Genomic DNA, 17,484 nt, shown 5'->3' on the forward strand with positions numbered 1-17,484 from the left:
CGATGCGTGCATTGATCATCGCCATCGCGGCCCTCGCCGCGACCGCTTGCGGCCCGAAGGTCACCCCGGAGCAACGCGAGCAGGGCATCGCCGCGTTCGCGACCGTGCAGCAGGTGTTCCAGCATCCGCGTTGCCAGAACTGCCATATCCCCGGCGACCAGCCGCTGCAATTCGATGCCGGCCTGCCGCATGCGATGGGCGTGGTGCGCGGCCCCGAAGGCAAGGGCGCGGCCGGCCTGCCGTGCTCGACCTGCCACGGCGAAGCCAACCTGCCGGCGAGCTATGGCCCCAATGCACCGCCGGGCGCGCCGCATTGGCAACTGCCGCCGCCGGATCACAAGATGGCCTGGATCGGGCTGCCGGCGCCGAAGCTGTGCGAGATGATCAAGGACAAGAAGAGCAACGGCGGACGCGATTTCGCCGCGCTGATCAAGCACGTCAGCGAAGACAAGCTGGTGCTGTGGGGCTGGGCGCCGGGCGGCGAACGCAAGCCGGTGTCGGTGCCGCACCCGGAGTTCGTCGCCAAGTTCAAGACCTGGGCCGACGCGGGCGGGCCGTGCCCGGCGTCGTAGCCGGTCGCGAATCATCGTGTCGATGCGGCTGATCTTGAGGGGTAGAAGTAGAAGCGGCGCGAGCCGCGACCGCGAAACCGCGCTTACGTCCCAACTGGGAGGTCGCGGCTTGCGCCGCTCCTACCCTTGAAGCGGTCTTCAGTGACTGGGTGGATCGCAAGCCACGCTCTCGATCTGCAAGGTGCAGTGCTCGATGCCGAAGCGCTCGTCGAGCTGCCGTACCAGTTCGCCGCGCAAGGCATCGGCGTCGACGCCTGCGTCGACGACCAGGTGCGCGGTCATCGCCGGAGTGCTCGACCCCAGCGACCACACGTGCAGATCGTGGACGTCGCCGACGCCGGGTGCCTGTAGCAGCACCGTGCGCACCGCGGCGAGGTCGATGCCGCCCGGCACGCCTTCCATGAGCACGTTGCCGGCCTCGCGCAGCAGGGTCCAGGTGCGCGGTAGCACCCACAGGCCGATCAACACGGCCAGGATCGGGTCGACCACGGTCCAGCCGGTGAAGCGGATGACGATGGCGCCGGCGATCACCGCGACCGAGCCGAGCATGTCGCTCCACACCTCGAGGTAGGCGCCTTTCATGTTGAGGCTTTCGCCGCTGCCGGCCTTGAGCAGGCGCATCGCGACCAGGTTGACGATCAGGCCGAGCGCGGCGATCGCCAACATGCCGGTGGTCGCGATCTGCGGCGGTTCGCTGAAGCGCCCGGCCGCTTCCCACAGGATGTACGCGGCGACCGCGAACAGCATCAGGCCGTTCGCCATCGCGCCCATCGCTTCCATGCGCGCGTAGCCGTAGCTGCGTTTCGCATCCGCCGGCTTGCGGCTCAGCCGCACCGCGGTCAACGCGATCATCAGCGCGAGGGTGTCGGTGCCCATATGCGCGGCGTCCGACAACAGCGCCAGGCTGTTGGTGAGGAAGGCGCCGACGACTTCGGCGATCAGGAAACCGCCAGTCAAGCCGAGCGCCCACCACAGGGGACGCTCGTGGCGGATCGTGGTGCTGCCGTGGTCGTGTCCGCTGCTCATATCGATCTCCCTGTTTGCGTCGTAAGCGGATCGCCCGCGGGCGATGCCCAGGATCGAGGCGGGCCGCGCGAACGCGACCCGCCATGCTGCCGCGTCAGTGGGCAGGCGAGGGCTCGGCCGCGGCCGGCGCCGGTGGCGGATCGAGCTTGCGCTCGCCGGCGTCGTTGCGGTGCAGCCAGCGGTACAGCACCGGCAGCACCAGCAGGGTCAGCAGGGTCGAGGAGACGATACCGCCGATCACCACCGTCGCCAGCGGCCGCTGCACTTCCGAGCCGGCCCCGACGTTGAAGGCCATCGGGATGAAGCCCAACGAAGCCACCAGCGCGGTCATCAGCACCGGCCGCAAGCGGCCCAGGGCGCCGTCGACGATGGCGTCGTCGAGTGGGTCGCCTTGTTCGCGCAGCTTGCGGATGAAGGCGATCATCACCAGCCCATTGAGCACGGCCACGCCGGACAGGGCGATGAAGCCCACCCCGGCCGAGATCGACAATGGAATGCCGCGCAGGGCCAGCGCGATCACGCCGCCGGTCAACGCCAGCGGCACGCCGCTGAAGACGATGGCGGCATCCTTGGCCGAGCCGAAGGCCATGAACAGCAGGGCGAAGATCAGCACCAGGGTCACCGGCACCACCACTGCCAGGCGTTGGCTGGCCGAGATCAGTTGCTCGAAGGTGCCGCCGTAATCGATCCAGTAACCCTCGGGTACCTTCACCTGGGCATCGAGTTTCTGCCGCAGCTCGGTGACGAAACCGCCGAGGTCGCGGTCGCGCACGTTCGCGGTCACCACGATGCGGCGTTTGCCGTTTTCGCGGTTGATCTGGTTCGGGCCGAGGATCGAATTGAGCTTAGCCACTTCGCGCAACGGCACCGTGCGCGGCGCACCCGAACTCCAGGTGGCGTCGCGGCTGGATTCGTCGCGGTCGCCTTCGCTGCGCGCGGGCAAGGGCACCGGCAGGTCGGCTAGCGCCGCAGTGTCCTGGCGCAGGCGTTCGGGCAGGCGCACGACCAGGTCGAAGCGGCGGTCGCCTTCGAACAACTGCCCGGCGACTTCGCCGCCGACCGCGGTCGCCACGGTGTCCTGCACCGCGGCCGGATTGAGCCCGTACACGGCCAGCGAGCGGCGGTCGGGTTCGACGCTGAGCATCGGCAGGCCGGTGACCTGCTCGGCCTTGACGTCGGCGGCGCCGGGCACCTGCTTGGCCACCGCTTCGATCTGCCGGGCGATCTTGAGCAGTTGCTGCAGATCGTCGCCGTAGACCTTGATCGCGACGTCGGCGCGCACGCCCGAGATCAACTCGTTCATGCGCATCTGGATCGGCTGGGTGAACTCGAAATTGTTGCCGGGCAGGGTGCGCGCGAGCGCTTCGATTTCTTCCATCAGCTTGGCCTTGGTCTTGCCCGGGTCGGGCCAGCGTTCGCGCGGCTTGAGCATCAGAAAGGTATCGGCGACCGACGGCGGCATCGGGTCGCTGGCGACCTCGGCGGTGCCGATCTTGCTGAACACCCGTTCGACTTCGGGCATCGTTAAAAACGCCTGCTCCATCGTCTTCTGCATGGCCACCGACTGGGTCAGGCTGGTGCCGGGAATGCGCATGGCCTGCACCGCGACGTCGCCTTCGTCGAGGCTCGGCACGAACTCGCTGCCCATGCGCATCGCCACCGCGCCGCTGAGGATCACCAGCACGGCGGTGCCGGCCAACACCGTCATACGGCTGCGCAAGGCCCAGGCCAGCACCGGCTCGTAACGGCGGCGCAGCCAGGCCATCGCGCGGTTTTCCTTTTCGGCGACCTTGCCGCCGAGGAAGGTCGCGACCGCAGCCGGAACGAAGGTCAGCGACAGCAGCATCGCGCCGGTCAAGGCCAACACCACGGTGATCGCCATCGGGTGGAACATTTTTCCTTCGATGCCGCTGAGCGCGAAAATCGGCAGGTAGACCGCGGCGATGATGCCCAGGCCGAACAGGCTGGGGCGGATGACTTCGGCGGTGGCCGAGGCGGTGAGGTCGTGGCGTTCGTCGTCGCTCATCTCGCGGCCGAGCGCATGCTGGGCTTCGCCGAAACGGCGCAGGCAGTTCTCGATGATGATCACCGCGCCGTCGACGATCAGGCCGAAGTCGAGCGCGCCCAGGCTCATCAGATTGCCGGACACGCCGCCGCGGACCATGCCGGTGATGGTGAACAGCATCGCCAGCGGAATCACCAGTGCGGTGATCAAGGCGGCGCGGAAATTGCCGAGCAGCAGGAACAGCACGACCACCACCAGCAGCGCGCCTTCGACCAGGTTCTTCGACACCGTGGCGATGGTGCGGTCGACCAGCGAGGTGCGGTCGTAGACCGGGTTGGCGCTGACGCCCTTCGGCAGGCTGGCGTTGGCTTGTTGCAGTTTCGCCGCCGCCGCCTGCGAGACGTCGCGGCTGTTGGAGCCGACCAGCATGAACACCGTGCCGAGCACGACTTCGTGGCCGTTCTGGGTGGCCGCGCCGCTGCGCAGTTCGGGGCCTTCGCCGACTGTGGCGACGTCGCGCACCCGGATCGGCACGCCGTCGCGGCGGTCGAGAACGATGTCGCCGATCGCCTCGATGCCGACGATCTGCCCCGGCACGCGCACCAGGAACTGCTCGCCGTTGCGTTCGATGTAGCCGGCGCCGACGTTCTGGTTGTTGGCGGCGAGCGCGGCGACCACGTCGCGCTGGGTCAGGTTCAAGGCCACCAGCCGCGCCGGGTCCGGGGTGATGTGGATCTGCCGCGCGTAGCCGCCGATGGTGTTGACCTCGGTGACGCCGGGCGTGTTGCGCAACTGCGGGCGGATCACCCAGTCCTGCAGGGTGCGCAGGTCGGTGGCGTTGTACGGCGTGCCGTCGGCCTTGCGCGCCTTCGGCTCGGCGTCGACGGTGTACATGAAGATCTCGCCGAGGCCGGTCGCGGTCGGGCCGAGTTCGGGTTCCAGGCCGGCCGGGATCTGCGATTTCACCTGCTGCAGGCGCTCGGCGACCTGTTGCCGGGCGAAGTACAGGTCGGTGCCGTCCTTGAACACCACGGTCACCTGCGACAGGCCGTAGCGCGACAGCGAGCGGGTGTAGTCGAGTTTCGGCAGGCCGGCGAGCGCGGTCTCGATCGGAAAGGTCACCCGCTGTTCCGATTCCAGCGGCGAATAACCCGGCGCCTGGGTGTTGATCTGCACCTGCACGTTGGTGATGTCGGGGGTGGCGTCGATCGGCAGTTGCCGGAAGCTCCACACGCCGATCGCGATCAGCGCGCCGGTCAGCGCCAGCATCAGCCAACGGTGGCCGATGGCGAAACCCAGGATGCGTTCGAGCAGACCCGAGCGCGCCGGGGCCGGCCCGGTCGTCGTGTCAGTGCTCATGCGAAGCTCCCGATTTTTCGATGTCGGCCTTGATCAGGAAGCTCTGCTCGACCACCACCTGCTCGCCGGCGCGCAGGCCGGACAGCACTTCCATGCGCCGCGCGTCGCGGCGCCCGACCCGAACGGGTTTGGCGATATAGCGCTCGCCTTCGCGCACGAACACCACGTCGCGTTCGTCCATGCGTTGCAGCGCGGTCAGCGGCACCGCCAGCGATACCGGCTGCTGTTCGACGGTAACGCGCGCGCGCACCGCCGAACCGGGCCGCCACAGACCGTCGGCATTGGCGATGGAGGCGCGCGCGACGGTGCTCTGGCTCGCGGTCGCGGTGCCGGGCAGGATGCGGTCGAGCGTGGTTTCCACGCCTTGTTCCTCGCCCATGCGCATCACCGTCACCGGCACGCCGGGGCGCAGATGCGAGGCGTCGGCGCCGAACACATGCAGATCGACCCACAAGGTCGACAGGTCGGCGACCTCGAACAGGGTCGTGCCTTCGACCGCGACTTCGCCGACCGAGGCGTTGCGCGCCAGCACCACGCCGGTGATCGGCGAGGCGATGGCGTAGGTGGTCAGGCTGAGGTTGCTGTCGACCGTGGCCAAAGTCTGGCCGGCCTTGACGCGGTCGCCGACGTTGGCGCGCAGCGAACGCACCGGGCCGGGATAGCGCGCGGTGATGTTGGCGATGCGGCCTTCCAGCGGCGTGACCAGGCCTTGCACTTCGTGCTCGTCGGCGATGGTGCCGGGGCCGGCGGCGGCGACGACGATGCCGGAACGCTGGGCGATCGCGGCCGGGATCGTGGTGCTTTCGGCTTCCTCTTCGGCCTCGCCTTTCTCGCCATGGCCGGCTTCGCCTTCGCCGTGACGGTGCTCGTCGCTGGCTTCGTCGGCATGCGTGCCCTCGGCTTTGGCCGCTGGGGTTTCGGCGGAGCCGCCGCAGGCGCTCAAAGTCAGAGCCAACAGGCCCGCGGCGATCAACAGTTCGGGCTTCATGGGGTGGCTCCTGCGGGGGCGGACGGTGGGGCGAGGAAGGATTCGCCGGTGAGGCGCTGGATTTCGATCAGCGCCAACTGCGCGTCGAGCGCGGTGTCCAGGCGCTGTTTGCGCACGGCCACGCTGTCGGCCTGCAGCAGGGCCAGTTCGAGGTAGCTGATGGCGCCGGCGCGGTAGGCGTACTCGGCGGCGTTTTCGGCCCGGCTCATGCGCGGCAGGACCTCGTCCTTGAGCCGTGCGACTTCGAGTGCGCCGACCCGGTAGCGGCCGTGCGCTTCGACCAGGGTCGAATACAGCGACAAGCCCTTGGCTTCGCGCTCGGTTTCGAGCAAGGCCAGTTCGGCCTGGGCGCCGCGGATGCCGGGCTCGGCGCGGCCACGTGCGCCGAGCGGCATCGACACGCTGCCGATCAACGCGGTGTCGCCGCCGTCCTGCAGGCGGCGCACGCCGATCTGCCAATCGATGTCGGCGCTGGCCTGGCTCTGCGCCAGGCGCACGCGTGCTTCGCCGATGCGGCGCGCGTCGACGAACCGGGTCAGCTCGGGGCTGCGGTCGAGCAAGCCTGCCAAGGCAGTGGCTTCTTCGATCTTCGGCAAGGCATACGGGTCACCGGCGACGGTGGCGAAACCCGGGTCGCGCTCGCCCCACAGCGCGGCCAGGTGTTGGCGCGCGGCGAGCAGGCTTTGCTCGCTGCGCGCGCGATCGAGTTCGGCGCGCGCCAGCGCGGCCTGTGCGGTCAGCAGGCCGGACTCCGGCGACGCGCCCGCGACCAGGCGCTGGCGCGCGGCGGCGACGGTGCGCTTGCGCTGGCCGATGTCGAACTGTGCCAGTTCGATCCGGCGTTGCGCGGCGACGATGCCGAGATAACGCCGCGCGGTCTCGGCCAGCAGGTCGAGTCGGCGGCTTTGGCGATCGACCGCGAGCGCATCGATGCGGCTCTGGGCGAAGGCGCGGCGCGCGTCGAGCTTGCCGCCGCGTTCGAACACCGAGGCCAGGCTGAGGGTGATCTCGGCCCCCTTGACGCCGCTGACCGCGCCGCTGCCGAAGACGTTGTCGACCGCGGCGCCGGCGACCCAGGCCGGACGCTGCGCGGCGAGGTCGCGCTCGGCTTCGAGCACCGAACGCTGGCTGCCGAACAGACGCAGGTCGGGGTGGGCGTCGCCGATGCGCGCGAAGGCGTCGTCGAGGGTGAACACCGAGGCCGCGCGTGCGGTCCCGGTTGGGGTGGAAGCGGACGGGCTTGAGGTGGACGGGCCCGAAGTGGAAAGGCTCGAAACCGCGGCAAGGGGAGGCCGCGCCTGTGCCGAAAAGCACAGCGCGGCCGTCAGGACGGCCAAGGCCGCCGGACGCAAACGCATGGGGAGTTCTCCTGAATCTCGAAAGACGCCGGGCGCGAACGCAGCGCACGGCGACGAAGACCCGCGCAGGCCGACGCGGCGCCGCAGGGCGCGCGCGTGCGGCCGGCTCAGGCCGGCATCGGGATCAGGCGGAGATCGGTGGGCGGAACGGGACCGCGGTCGGGGTCGGCACGAACGCGGTCGAGACGGCCGGCACCGGGGCGGCGGCACTGGCTGCGAGCAGGCCGACCTCGAAGCGCGGCAGCAGCGCGGCTTGCAGGGCGCAGCAGTGGCTCAGGTGCCAGCGGGCGTCGCCGCAGCCGTCCGGGTCGGCGCCGTCCGGGGCGGCGTTGTCGCCGGCGGATGCGCCGGCATGCTCGTGCGCCAGCGCCGCGACCGGCCCGGCGAGTTCGCCGATTTCGGTCGCGAAGGTCAGCGTCGGCTTGACCAGCATCACGGCGATCAGCACGCCGAAGACGAGGTAGCGGAACGCGGTCGCGATGGCGGAGGGGCCGGGCATGGCGGGCATCTTAGGAGCCGCCGACCGCGCTATACAATTTCAGGCCCCGCGCCGCCGTTCATGTGCGGCCGTAGCGCATCGCCACTGAATGCCGGCCGCCGCGGCTCTGCCGCGGTTCCACCCTTGCTCCCGATTGCGGCGATAATCGCGCCGCGCAACGGACCTGCGGAACCGAGGGCAGGGACACCCAGACAGCAGTCCGGACAGGATCGGCAATGGCGGTGCCTCGGCGCCGTCATATCGTTTGCCTAGTCTGCGCACGTATTCGGTAGTGGCGGTACAGGGGGTTTGGCAGTGAAGGTTGTTGTGAAACCGGTGTGTGAGTTTCCCGCCGGTCGTTGGTCGAAAGCCGGTGCGCGCGCGATCGCCGGTCTGGCCCTGGGCGTCGCCCTGGGCGGTTGCGGTTCCGAAGCTCCGCACAGCGCCGTGTCCCCGGCGCCGGTTGCCGATGCCGCGCTGGAGTTGCCGGCGCCGCTGGACGAACTCGATATCGAAGGATTGCGCGCGCGCGCCACCCAGGCCCTGCGCGAGCAGCGCATCCACACCCCGGCCGGCGACAGCGCGGTCGACTATTACCTGGCCTTGCGCGACAAGGAGCCGGGCCAGATCGACGTGATCGGTGCGCTCGACGAGTTGCAGCCCTATGTGGTGATCGCCGGCGAACAGGCCTTGCTCGACGACGACCTGGCCGAATCGCACCGTTTGCTGGACTTGCTGGCGCGCATGGACCCGCAGGCGCCGGCCTTGCCGCGCATGCGCGAAAGCCTGCGTGTCGCCGAGGCCAGCCGCGAGCGCAAGACCCGCGAGGAAACCGAACGCCTGATGGCCGAGCGCACCGACGCGGCGACCGTGCTGTCGGCGCGTCGCGAGGCCGCGCGCACCGCCAATACGGCGTTGGCGAACGCGGCGATGAAGGCCGATGCGGCCGCCAGCGCGCTCGCCGCCGATGCCGCGGCCGTGAAAACCGGCAGCGCGTCGACGGCGCAACCGGTGGCGGCGTCGGCCGCGACCCCGGCAGCGTTGCCGGCCACGACGGCGAAGGCCTCGCCGGCGATGCCGCGCCTGCTCGCCGATGCTAGCCCGCGTTATCCGCTGCCGGCCTTGAACCGCAAGATCGAGGGCAGCGTCGAGATCAGCTTCACGATCCTGCCCGACGGCCGCGTCGGCGCGCCCAGGCTGGTGTCCTCGGAACCGGCCGGGGTGTTCGACGCCGCCGCGCTGGCAGCCGTGGCGCGCCTGCGTTTCGAGGCCAGCGGCCAGTCGCATACGGCCCGCCGCACCCTCAATTTCCGCCTGCCTTCGCGCTGAAGCCCGCGGCGGCGGGCGGCCGGCCTTTACATGGCCGACGGCGACGACCGATTGCGACGGCGGACACGTCCGCCGGGACGGGAGCTTGGCGGTCCGCGCGCTGTGCCGCCACAATGCGGCGATGGAGACTTCCGCACCCCCCGCCTTACTCGAAACCGTCGAACGCGAGACCGGCCCGGCGCCGACCTGGAGCGTGCTGTGGCTGCACGGCCTGGGCGCCGACGGCCACGACTTCGCCCCGATCGTGCCCGAACTGCTGCGCCGCGACTGGCCGGCGCTGCGCTTCGTGTTCCCGCACGCGCCGGTGCGCGCGGTCACCATCAACAACGGCGCGCGCATGCGCGCCTGGTACGACATCCGCGACATCAGCGATCTGGCCCAGCGCGCCGACGAAGCCGGTGTCGACGAGTCGGTGCAGCAGGTCGATGCGCTGATCGAGCGCGAGATCGAACGCGGCGTGCCGGCCTCGCGGATCCTGCTGGCCGGCTTTTCCCAGGGCGGCGCGATCACCCTGGCCACTGCATTGCGGCGCAAGCAGGCGCTGGGCGGGCTGATCGCCCTGTCGAGCTATCTGCCGATGCCCGAGCGCCTGGTCGCCGAGGCGACTGCGGTCGCGCCGAGCCAGCCGGCCTTCATGGCCCACGGCCGACACGACCCGATGGTGCCCTACGCCGGCGGCGAACGCGCCGCGGCGAGCCTGCGCGGCCTGGGCTTCCAGGTCGACTGGCATGCCTATCCGATGGCGCATCAGGTCTGCGCCGAAGAGATCGACGCGCTCGGCGACTGGATGTCGCAACGGTTCGCCGCCACGGCATGAGCCGGCTCTGACCATGATCGAGTCCGCCGGCGAACACGAACCGTGGCTGCCGGACTTATGCCGTTTGCCGCGGCTGGTGGTCATGCTGAGCATGGCCGAGCTGATCGTGATCGTGTTGGCGCTGGCGCCCGACGGTACCCGCTGGGACCTCGGCCGCTTCGTGTCTTCGAGCGCCTTCGCGCTGTGGCTGGCGCTGGCGATCTCGGTGCTGCTGTGCGTCTCGCGGCGCCAACTGTCGCGTTTGCCGCCCGGCGTGGGCGGCTTCATCGCCACCGCGACGGCGGCGGCGATCGCCGCGGCGGTCGCGGCGGTCACCCACATCATCGACAGCGTCACCGGCATCGGCCTGGTGCCGCCGGGGATCTCGTTCCAGCGCTTCGTCGGCGGTACCGCGGCGGTGGCGATCCTCGCCGTCGGCGTGGTCCTGCGCTATCTCTACGTCAACGACAGTTGGAAGGCCCAGGTCCGCGCCAACGCCCGCGCCGAGGTCGATGCCCTGCAGGCGCGGATCAAGCCGCATTTCCTCTTCAACAGCATGAACACCATCGCCGGCCTGGTGCGCAGCGACCCGGTGGTCGCCGAGCGCGCGGTGCTGGACCTGTCGGACCTGTTCCGGGCCGCGCTGGGCGCGTCCAAGTCCGACTCCAGCCTGGCCGAGGAGGTCGAGCTGGCCGAGCGCTACCTGGCGATCGAGCAACTGCGCCTGGGCGAGCGCCTGCGGGTGGTCTGGCGCAAGCGCGAGCCGCTGCCGTGGCGGATGCCGCTGCCGCGCCTGGTCCTGCAGCCCCTGGTCGAGAACGCCGTGCTGCACGGCATCTCCCGGCTGCCGGGCGGCGGCGAGATCGAAATCGAGCTGACCGAGCTCGCCGACGAGCTGCTGCTGCGCATCCGCAACCCGGCCCCGCCCCCGGCCGACGGCCGCAGCGGGGCCCGCCACGCCCACAGCAGCATCGGCCAGCGCCTGCGTTATGCCTATGGCCCGACGGTGCGGATGACCGCGGGCTGGAACGAAGGCTACTATCTGTGCGAACTGCACGTGCCGACCGGGGTGGAGGCGCATAGCCGATGAAAGCGACGAGGCCGGCCATGAGAGTGGTGATCGCGGATGACGAACCGTTGGCGCGCGAGCGCTTGCGCAGCCTGTTGGCCGAGCGCGACGACGTCGAGGTCGTCGCCGAAGCGGCCGACGGCCAGCACGCCTTGCACGCCTGCGCCGAGCACCGGCCGGATCTGGTCCTGCTCGACATCGCCATGCCCGGCATCGACGGCCTCGAAGCCGCGCGCCATCTGGCCGCGTTCGAGCCGCGCCCGGCGGTGGTGTTCTGCACCGCCTACGACGCCCACGCCTTGTCGGCGTTCGAGGCCGAGGCGATCGACTACCTGGTCAAGCCGGTGCGGGCCGAACGCCTCGACGCCGCGCTCGAACGCGTGCGCACCTTCGCTGCCGGCCGCGAGCGCCATGTCGGCGGCACCGAGACCGCGCCCGGGCAAAGCCGCAGCCACCTGTGCGCGCGCTTGCGCGGCAGCCTGCGCCTGATCCCGATCGAGGACGTGCATTACCTGCACGCCGAAGAGAAGTACGTGATCGTCCATCATGCGCGCGGCGAAGACCTGATCGAGGAGTCGCTGAAGTCGCTGGAAGACGAATTCGGCGAACGCTTCGTGCGCATCCACCGCAACTGCCTGGTCGCGCGGCACGAGATCGTCGAACTCAAGCGCGACTCCGAAGGCCACGTACAAGCCGTGTTGCGTCATGGCAAACAACCGCTGGAAGTCAGCCGTCGCTGCGTGGCGGCCCTGCGCGAGACGCTCAAGCATTTGTGAGGCTTTGGGATTTGGGATTTGGGATTTGGGATTCGGGATTGGGGATTAGGGATTAGGGATTAGGGGATTAGGGGATTAGGGGATCGACTCGTCCCGAGCTCGCCGAACCAAGGGTAGGAGCGGCGCGAGCCGCGACCGCGCTGCCTCAATCTCGCGCCGCATCCGGCCGTAATGCACTGTAGGAGCGGCGTCCCACTAGATTTCCTCCGGTCATAAGCCGCGACCGCGCTGCTTGCTGTGGCGGTGTGTCTTGCCGCAGAGCGGTGAATCAACATCAAGGTCTAAAGCTTGCGCCCGCTAACGCGGCCGGGTTACTTTCTTTTGCTGGCCCAAAAGAAAGCTAACCAAAGAAAAGGGCTTTCCTTGCAAGGGCACAGGCCACGAGTGCGATGCCCGCGCCGGGATTTTTCGATAGGACATCCTTGTCCTATCGAAAAACGGCGCACGTCCTGTGCGCCGCCCTCCGGGTCTCCACTTGACCGGTAAAGCGGCAAAGCAGATCAAAATCTCGGCAACGGCAACGGCAACGGCAACGGCAACGGCAACGGCCTGTGGCGCCTTGGGATAGGGCGGCCTTCCTTCGGTCACTGGCCGCCACTGCGTTCCCCCCGGATCCCCATCCGTTGCTGATTCCGCAACCGATGCCGCCCCCGTGGCCCGCCCTGGCGGCTTTTGATGCCGACCCCCGCCAGCGGCGATAATGCCGGCATGAAGACCCTGCGCATCGCCACCCGTAAGAGCCCGCTTGCCCTGTGGCAGAGCGAGCATGTCGCTGACCGGCTGCGCGCCGCGCATCCGGGGCTCGAGGTGACCCTGGTGCCGATGAGCACTCGCGGCGACGAAGTGCTGGACCGCTCGCTGGCCGCGATCGGCGGCAAGGGCCTGTTCCTCAAGGAGCTGGAGCTGGCGATGCTGCGCGGCGAAGCCGACTGCGCGGTGCACTCGCTCAAGGACGTGCCGATGGAGTTGGAGCCGGGTTTCGCCCTGCCGGCGATCCTCGAACGCGCCGACTACGCCGACGCCTTCGTCAGCAACCACCACGACGGCATCGACAGCCTTCCGCTCGGCGCCCGCGTCGGCACCTCGTCGTTGCGCCGGCAGGCGCAGTTGCGCGCCTTGCGCCCGGATCTGCAATTGCTCGACCTGCGCGGCAACGTCAACACCCGGCTGGCCCGGCTCGATGCCGGCGACTACGACGCCATCGTCCTGGCCTGCGCCGGCTTGCAGCGCCTCGGCTTCGACGCGCGCATCCGCGCCCGCCTCGAGTCGCCGTATTGGCTGCCGGCGCCGGCGCAGGGCGCGATCGCGATCGAATGCCGCGAGGACGACGTCGCCGCGCGCACGTTCTGCGCCGCGCTCGATCACGCCGCCACCCGCACCTGCGTCGAAGCCGAGCGCGCCATGAATCGCGCCCTGCATGGCAGCTGCCATGTACCGGTGGCCGCCTACGCTCGCCTGGACGGCGAACACCTGCGCCTGGACGGCCAGGTCGGCTCGGCCAGCGACGGCCGCGCCGTGCGCGCCCACGGCGAAGGTCGCGGCGACGCCCCGGACTGCCTCGGCATCGAGGTCGCGCAACGTTTGCTGGAGCAGGGAGCGGGCGAATTCATTGCCGATTCGCTGGTGGACATCGACGCGGATTGATTCGGGCCTCGGCTGCCCAAGGTCGTAGGCGTTCTACGCTGTCGTTGAGTTGCGCGCCCTCAGTTCAAGCCTTCGCCTTCGTGTGCGATCGTTTTTGCCTTGGGGTAGGAGCGGCGCGAGCCGCGACCGCGCTGCTTCGGTCCCGCGGTGTATCGCTCCCGCTAGACCGGGATCAAGATCAAACGCCAAAAGCTTCCGCCACTAAAGCGGCGGGTTACTTTCTTTTGTCATAAGCAACAAAAGAAAGGTAACCAAAGAAAAATGCTTTTCTTTGAATCACAGGCCCGCACGAGCGGTGCCGACGCAGGGATTTTTCATACGGGACATCCCTGTCCCGATGAAAAACGGCGCGCATCCCTGCGCGCCGCCCTCCGGGTCTTCGGTTGCCTTCGCTAGTTCGAGGCGACGCACAGCAACCACAAAATCCTGACGGCAGCGGCAACTTTGCTGGTGCTGTTTCCATTGCTGTTGCTGTTGCTGTGAAGAGCTTGGCGCAGCGACGAACTTGCGAGAACACCTGGAGACCCAAAGGGCGGCGCACAGGACGTGCGCCGTTTTTCGATAAGACAGGGACGTCTTATCGAAAAATCCCGGCGACAGCTGCGAACTCGCAGGGGAGCTTCGTCAAGGAAGGCCTTTTCTTTGGTTAGCTTTCTTTTGGGCCAGCAAAAGAAAGTAACCCGGCCGCGTCAGCGGACGGAAGCTCTAGATTTTGCTTCACCGCTCTGAGGTGAGAAACGCCCACGTGGCAAGCAGCGCGGTCGCGGCTTGCGCCGCTCCTACCCAAAAGCAGACGAACCGCCAACCTGTCGGCGCCGCAGCGGAGCAAAAGAAAGTAACCCGGCCGCGCCAGCGGGCGGAAGCTTCAGATTTTGCTTCACCGCTCTGCGGCAAAAAAAGCGGGGCGACGACAAGCAGCGCGGTCGCGGCTCGCGCCGCTCCTATCCAAAAGCGGACGCGCCGCCAACAGCAGGCGCCACAGCGGGCCAAAAGTAAGCGACCCGGCCGCTTTAGCGGGCAAGCGCTGTGGTGCTTCTTTCAATGCTGCGGATCTTTCAATGCCGCGGATCGCGAAGCTCGATCGAGCGGAATCAAAACCGCCGAATCAACTCGATGGAACTTTCCGCACTCTCGCTACCGCCCCCGCCATTGGAATCGTGACGGATCGCGAAGTCGGTTTCGAGCTTCCAGTACGGCCACAGATCCACGTCCAGGCGCACCGACTGTTTGACGAAGGTGTCGCCGTGGCCGCTCTCGAACTGCACTCGCTGGCTCCAGCGCGCGCGGTCGCCGATGCGCTGGCCGATGCTGACTTCGCCGCGGAACACGGTGCCGGGGCGGTTGATGCCGTCGTCGTGGAGCGGGGCGAGTCGGTAGCCGGCGCCGAAGCTCAGGCCGACCTGGGTCGGGCCGTCGCGCAAGGCCTGCACGCCGTAGCGGGTGCCGATGCGGTAGTCGTTGGAGTACATGGCGCGGCTGGTGCGCGAGGTCGCCGGCGCCCTGACGCCGCCGACGTGGCGTTGCGAGCCGGGCAGCAGCACGGTGCGCAGCGGCGGCAGATCGAGCGGGTCGATCTCCGGGCCCTTGGCGCGCCCGGACGTGGCCAGCCGCCATTCCTCGTCGCCGCAGCGGGTCGAAAAACAGTACAGGCGCATCTGCGCCGGATCGCTCGCAATGGCGATCAGCGTCGGGTCGCCGCCGAAGGCGGGGGTCGGCAATGTCACCAGGGGCGCGCCCAGGAGGGCGAGCCCGATCGTACCGAGCATCGTCTTGGCTTGGGGCCGGAGGAGGCTGGGATGATGCCATGAAATCGGTTACAGACACGAGACCGCGGACACGCCGAGATAGGTTCGATTCACCCGTCGGCGAACCCCCCCCACGACCATGAAAGCCCCGCCCGGCGGGGCGTCGCGAAGAATCGCGGCGGACCTCGGCGGCGAGCGGTCGCGCGTCGATCCGCGGGTCAGGGCGCGCGCGATGCAGGGCCCGGCGATGGCTCGGCTCGATCCCGGCGAACGCACTCAGCGGGCGCACTCAGTAATACAGCGTCACCAGATGCCGGGCCTCGGCGAAGAACAGCCAGCGCTCGACCAAGGTGCCGAGCAGCAGCGACAAGGCCGCGAGCGGCATCGCGATCGCGGCGACCGCCGGCAGCGCCAGCGCGATCATGCTCAGCACGACCGGCGCGACGGCGAACAAGGCCAGCGCGATCCGGCGCAGCTTGCGCGCGTGTTTGCGCGCCAGCACGTAGCCCATCTCGCGGGTCAGGTAGTTGTCTTCGGTGTGCGGTCGCTCGAACACGTCGAGTTCGCGTTGCGGCAGGCCGACGGCGTCGCCGCGCGTGACCGTAAGCGGGGTGCGGTCGATGTCGCGCCAATACCGGAGCTTGATCGCGGCGGTCACGAACGCGAGCGGAATCAGCGCGAAGCTCGCGAGGCGGGCGATGCCGGAAGCGCCCGGCAAGGCCGCCAGCAGGGCGGCGCCGGCGAGCAGGGCGAACGCGAGATAGGCCGGCACCACCAGCCGATGGCGCCAGGCCGGAATAGGTTTCAGCGAGGCGTAGATCATCGCCGTGCAGACCACGGTGAGCGCAGCGCCGACGAGCAGGGCGATGGCGGCGCCAGCAGGCCAGATCGCGCCGACTCCGGCGTGTGCACTCGGCGCGAACGCCCATGCCAACAAGGCCAGCGCCGGCACATAGGTCGCCACCGCCATGACGCCTTCGCGCGACAGCCACGAGCTGCGCCATTGCGAAAACGCACGCCAGGCGCGCATCGGCTTGCCCAGATGCAGGGTCGAGCTGAGCAGGCCGACGCTGACCAGGATCAGCGCCAGCGCCAGGGCGACGGCGAGCATGCGCGGCGACATCGCGCCCATTGCGGCGCCGCCGCCGAACTGGAGCAGCACGACCGCGCCCAGCCAGGCCATCAGGCCGTAGCCGGCGCCCGACAAGGTGGTGAAGAAGATGACGGAGAACGCGGGATGCATCAGGTACGGCTCCGGAACCGCAGGACGGGCTTCATCGCGACAGCATCCGGTCCAGCCAGCGCAGCGCCGACGGCAATTGCTTGGTGTCCAAGGCTTCCTCGCGCGGCGCGGCTTCGGCCGGTCCGGCGCGGCGCGGACGCGGTGGCAGGTATTTGTTAGTCGGCTGATAGCCCAGTTGCGCCATCAGGTCGACGCCGCCGCGTTCGGCGACGAGCTTGGAGACTTTCGACTCGGGATCGCCGAGGTCGCCGAAATGACGCGCCCGGGTCGGGCAGGCCTGCACGCAGGCCGGCTGGCGTTCGGACTCGTCGAGGTTCTCGTTGTAGATGCGGTCGATGCACAGGGTGCATTTCTTCATCACGCCTTCGACCGGGCTGTACTCGCGCGCGCCGTAGGGGCAGGCCCAGGAACACAGCTTGCAGCCGATGCATTTGTCCTCGTCCACCAGCACGATGCCGTCTTCGGCGCGCTTGTAGCTGGCGCCGGTCGGGCACACGGTTACGCAGGCCGGTTGTTCGCAATGCAGGCACGAACGCGGGAAGTGCAAGGTCATCGCTGGTTGCGGCGCCGCGACTTCGCCGCAGCCGCGGACCGGGTCGGCCAGCGGCATCGCTTCGGCGCGCGCGGGTGCGGCCTCGCTCGCGGCGACCTCGTAACTGTGCACGCGGTTGAACCAGATGCCGGACGGGTCCTTGCCGTAGGGGTGCTCGTCGGTGAGCGGCGCGGCGAAACCGCCGGCATTCCATTCCTTGCAGCTCACCGCGCAGGCATGGCAGCCGACGCAGGTGTCCAGGTCGATGACCAGGCCGAGCTTTTTCTTCGACGGCGGCGGCAGGTCGGTCATCGTTTTTTCTTTCCGGTAGCGAGCAACCACAGGCCCAGCGCGAACACGGTCAAACCGATCGCCACGCTCGGCATCAGCGCGATCAATACCGGCGTGGCCGAAGTCGCGTGCGCGGCGGCGTCCCGGGTCGGGTCCAGCACGCCGAGCCCAAGCAGGACGATCAGGCCGAAGCCGAGCGCGATGCACAGCCAACCGGCGAACAGGCGTGCGGTCCTCATCGGCGATGCTCCCTGCCGGTTTCGACGACGTTCG

The 17,484-nt window shown here is 68.9% G+C and carries 15 protein-coding genes; 6 read left to right on the forward strand and 9 right to left on the reverse strand.

Annotation, left to right across the window (positions count from 1 at the left end; translation table 11 throughout):
* Positions 1 to 2 precede the first annotated feature (2 nt).
* Positions 3 to 572 carry a hypothetical protein gene (locus ACKN61_RS03755; protein WP_408952379.1) on the forward strand — a complete coding sequence of 190 codons (570 nt, stop codon included), beginning with the start codon at positions 3 to 5 and terminating at the stop codon, positions 570 to 572.
* Between the two features lie 138 nt (positions 573 to 710).
* Here ACKN61_RS03755 and ACKN61_RS03760 read toward each other — a convergent pair whose 3' ends face one another.
* The 5 genes from ACKN61_RS03760 to ACKN61_RS03780 all read right to left on the reverse strand — a co-directional run bounded on the left by ACKN61_RS03760 (position 711) and on the right by ACKN61_RS03780 (position 7,816).
* On the reverse strand, positions 711 to 1,598 hold the full coding sequence (locus tag ACKN61_RS03760) for a cation diffusion facilitator family transporter (RefSeq protein ID WP_408952380.1): 888 nt from the start codon (positions 1,596 to 1,598) through the stop codon (positions 711 to 713).
* A gap of 94 nt (positions 1,599 to 1,692) precedes the next feature.
* On the reverse strand, positions 1,693 to 4,962 hold the full coding sequence (locus ACKN61_RS03765) for an efflux RND transporter permease subunit (protein ID WP_408952381.1): 3,270 nt from the start codon (positions 4,960 to 4,962) through the stop codon (positions 1,693 to 1,695).
* The gene (locus ACKN61_RS03770) at positions 4,952 to 5,950 is read right to left on the reverse strand and encodes an efflux RND transporter periplasmic adaptor subunit (RefSeq protein WP_408952382.1); all 999 of its coding nucleotides are present in this window, start codon (positions 5,948 to 5,950) and stop codon (positions 4,952 to 4,954) included. Before ACKN61_RS03770 ends, ACKN61_RS03765 begins: the two co-directional genes overlap by 11 nt.
* The gene (locus tag ACKN61_RS03775; protein WP_408952383.1) at positions 5,947 to 7,308 is read right to left on the reverse strand and encodes a TolC family protein; all 1,362 of its coding nucleotides are present in this window, start codon (positions 7,306 to 7,308) and stop codon (positions 5,947 to 5,949) included. The genes ACKN61_RS03770 and ACKN61_RS03775 overlap by 4 nt, the downstream gene beginning before the upstream one ends.
* A 124-nt stretch (positions 7,309 to 7,432) precedes the next feature.
* Positions 7,433 to 7,816 carry a hypothetical protein gene (locus tag ACKN61_RS03780; protein ID WP_408952384.1) on the reverse strand — a complete coding sequence of 128 codons (384 nt, stop codon included), beginning with the start codon at positions 7,814 to 7,816 and terminating at the stop codon, positions 7,433 to 7,435.
* 297 nt (positions 7,817 to 8,113) lie between these two features.
* Between ACKN61_RS03780 and ACKN61_RS03785 the strand changes: the two genes are divergently transcribed.
* The 5 genes from ACKN61_RS03785 to hemC all read left to right on the forward strand — a co-directional run bounded on the left by ACKN61_RS03785 (position 8,114) and on the right by hemC (position 13,400).
* Positions 8,114 to 9,115, forward strand: coding sequence for a TonB family protein (locus ACKN61_RS03785; RefSeq protein ID WP_408952385.1), 1,002 nt, complete (start codon positions 8,114 to 8,116; stop codon positions 9,113 to 9,115).
* 121 nt (positions 9,116 to 9,236) lie between these two features.
* Positions 9,237 to 9,932 carry an alpha/beta hydrolase gene (locus ACKN61_RS03790; protein WP_408952386.1) on the forward strand — a complete coding sequence of 232 codons (696 nt, stop codon included), beginning with the start codon at positions 9,237 to 9,239 and terminating at the stop codon, positions 9,930 to 9,932.
* 13 nt (positions 9,933 to 9,945) lie between these two features.
* Positions 9,946 to 11,001: a sensor histidine kinase gene (locus tag ACKN61_RS03795; RefSeq protein WP_408952387.1), complete on the forward strand. Its 1,056-nt coding sequence runs from the start codon at positions 9,946 to 9,948 to the stop codon at positions 10,999 to 11,001.
* A gap of 17 nt (positions 11,002 to 11,018) precedes the next feature.
* The gene (locus tag ACKN61_RS03800; RefSeq protein ID WP_036148912.1) at positions 11,019 to 11,756 is read left to right on the forward strand and encodes a LytTR family DNA-binding domain-containing protein; all 738 of its coding nucleotides are present in this window, start codon (positions 11,019 to 11,021) and stop codon (positions 11,754 to 11,756) included.
* A gap of 708 nt (positions 11,757 to 12,464) precedes the next feature.
* Positions 12,465 to 13,400: a hydroxymethylbilane synthase gene (gene hemC, locus ACKN61_RS03805; RefSeq protein WP_408953750.1), complete on the forward strand. Its 936-nt coding sequence runs from the start codon at positions 12,465 to 12,467 to the stop codon at positions 13,398 to 13,400.
* A 1,091-nt stretch (positions 13,401 to 14,491) separates the two neighbouring features.
* On the opposite strand, the gene ACKN61_RS03810 is transcribed toward hemC, so the two are convergent.
* From ACKN61_RS03810 to ACKN61_RS03825, 4 genes are all read right to left on the reverse strand, one after another.
* Entirely contained in the window at positions 14,492 to 15,166 is a 675-nt protein-coding gene (locus tag ACKN61_RS03810) for a DUF481 domain-containing protein (protein ID WP_408952388.1), read from the reverse strand.
* 268 nt (positions 15,167 to 15,434) lie between these two features.
* A complete protein-coding gene (locus tag ACKN61_RS03815) occupies positions 15,435 to 16,388 on the reverse strand; it encodes a dimethyl sulfoxide reductase anchor subunit family protein (RefSeq protein ID WP_408952389.1) in 954 nt (317 codons plus the stop codon).
* A 31-nt stretch (positions 16,389 to 16,419) separates the two neighbouring features.
* Positions 16,420 to 17,232: a 4Fe-4S dicluster domain-containing protein gene (locus ACKN61_RS03820; RefSeq protein WP_408952390.1), complete on the reverse strand. Its 813-nt coding sequence runs from the start codon at positions 17,230 to 17,232 to the stop codon at positions 16,420 to 16,422.
* Positions 17,229 to 17,450, reverse strand: coding sequence for a hypothetical protein (locus tag ACKN61_RS03825; protein ID WP_031372848.1), 222 nt, complete (start codon positions 17,448 to 17,450; stop codon positions 17,229 to 17,231). The genes ACKN61_RS03820 and ACKN61_RS03825 overlap by 4 nt, the downstream gene beginning before the upstream one ends.
* Positions 17,451 to 17,484 lie beyond the last annotated feature (34 nt).

It is taken from the genome of Lysobacter sp. Hz25, assembly GCF_046097045.1.
Classification (GTDB): Bacteria; Pseudomonadota; Gammaproteobacteria; order Xanthomonadales; family Xanthomonadaceae; genus Lysobacter; species Lysobacter antibioticus_B.

Bases quoted from the DNA above. Each gene is read 5' to 3' on its own strand.
- ACKN61_RS03810 (WP_408952388.1), bottom strand. From the start codon at position 15,166: ATGCTCGGTACGATCGGGCTCGCCCTCCTGGGCGCGCCCCTGGTGACA.
- ACKN61_RS03790 (WP_408952386.1), top strand. From the start codon at position 9,237: ATGGAGACTTCCGCACCCCCCGCCTTACTCGAAACCGTCGAACGCGAG.
- ACKN61_RS03800 (WP_036148912.1), top strand. From the start codon at position 11,019: ATGAGAGTGGTGATCGCGGATGACGAACCGTTGGCGCGCGAGCGCTTG.
- ACKN61_RS03825 (WP_031372848.1), bottom strand. From the start codon at position 17,450: ATGAGGACCGCACGCCTGTTCGCCGGTTGGCTGTGCATCGCGCTCGGC.
- ACKN61_RS03820 (WP_408952390.1), bottom strand. From the start codon at position 17,232: ATGACCGACCTGCCGCCGCCGTCGAAGAAAAAGCTCGGCCTGGTCATC.
- ACKN61_RS03780 (WP_408952384.1), bottom strand. From the start codon at position 7,816: ATGCCCGCCATGCCCGGCCCCTCCGCCATCGCGACCGCGTTCCGCTAC.
- ACKN61_RS03775 (WP_408952383.1), bottom strand. From the start codon at position 7,308: ATGCGTTTGCGTCCGGCGGCCTTGGCCGTCCTGACGGCCGCGCTGTGC.
- hemC (WP_408953750.1), top strand. From the start codon at position 12,465: ATGAAGACCCTGCGCATCGCCACCCGTAAGAGCCCGCTTGCCCTGTGG.
- ACKN61_RS03795 (WP_408952387.1), top strand. From the start codon at position 9,946: ATGATCGAGTCCGCCGGCGAACACGAACCGTGGCTGCCGGACTTATGC.
- ACKN61_RS03760 (WP_408952380.1), bottom strand. From the start codon at position 1,598: ATGAGCAGCGGACACGACCACGGCAGCACCACGATCCGCCACGAGCGT.
- ACKN61_RS03765 (WP_408952381.1), bottom strand. From the start codon at position 4,962: ATGAGCACTGACACGACGACCGGGCCGGCCCCGGCGCGCTCGGGTCTG.
- ACKN61_RS03815 (WP_408952389.1), bottom strand. From the start codon at position 16,388: ATGCATCCCGCGTTCTCCGTCATCTTCTTCACCACCTTGTCGGGCGCC.
- ACKN61_RS03770 (WP_408952382.1), bottom strand. From the start codon at position 5,950: ATGAAGCCCGAACTGTTGATCGCCGCGGGCCTGTTGGCTCTGACTTTG.
- ACKN61_RS03755 (WP_408952379.1), top strand. From the start codon at position 3: ATGCGTGCATTGATCATCGCCATCGCGGCCCTCGCCGCGACCGCTTGC.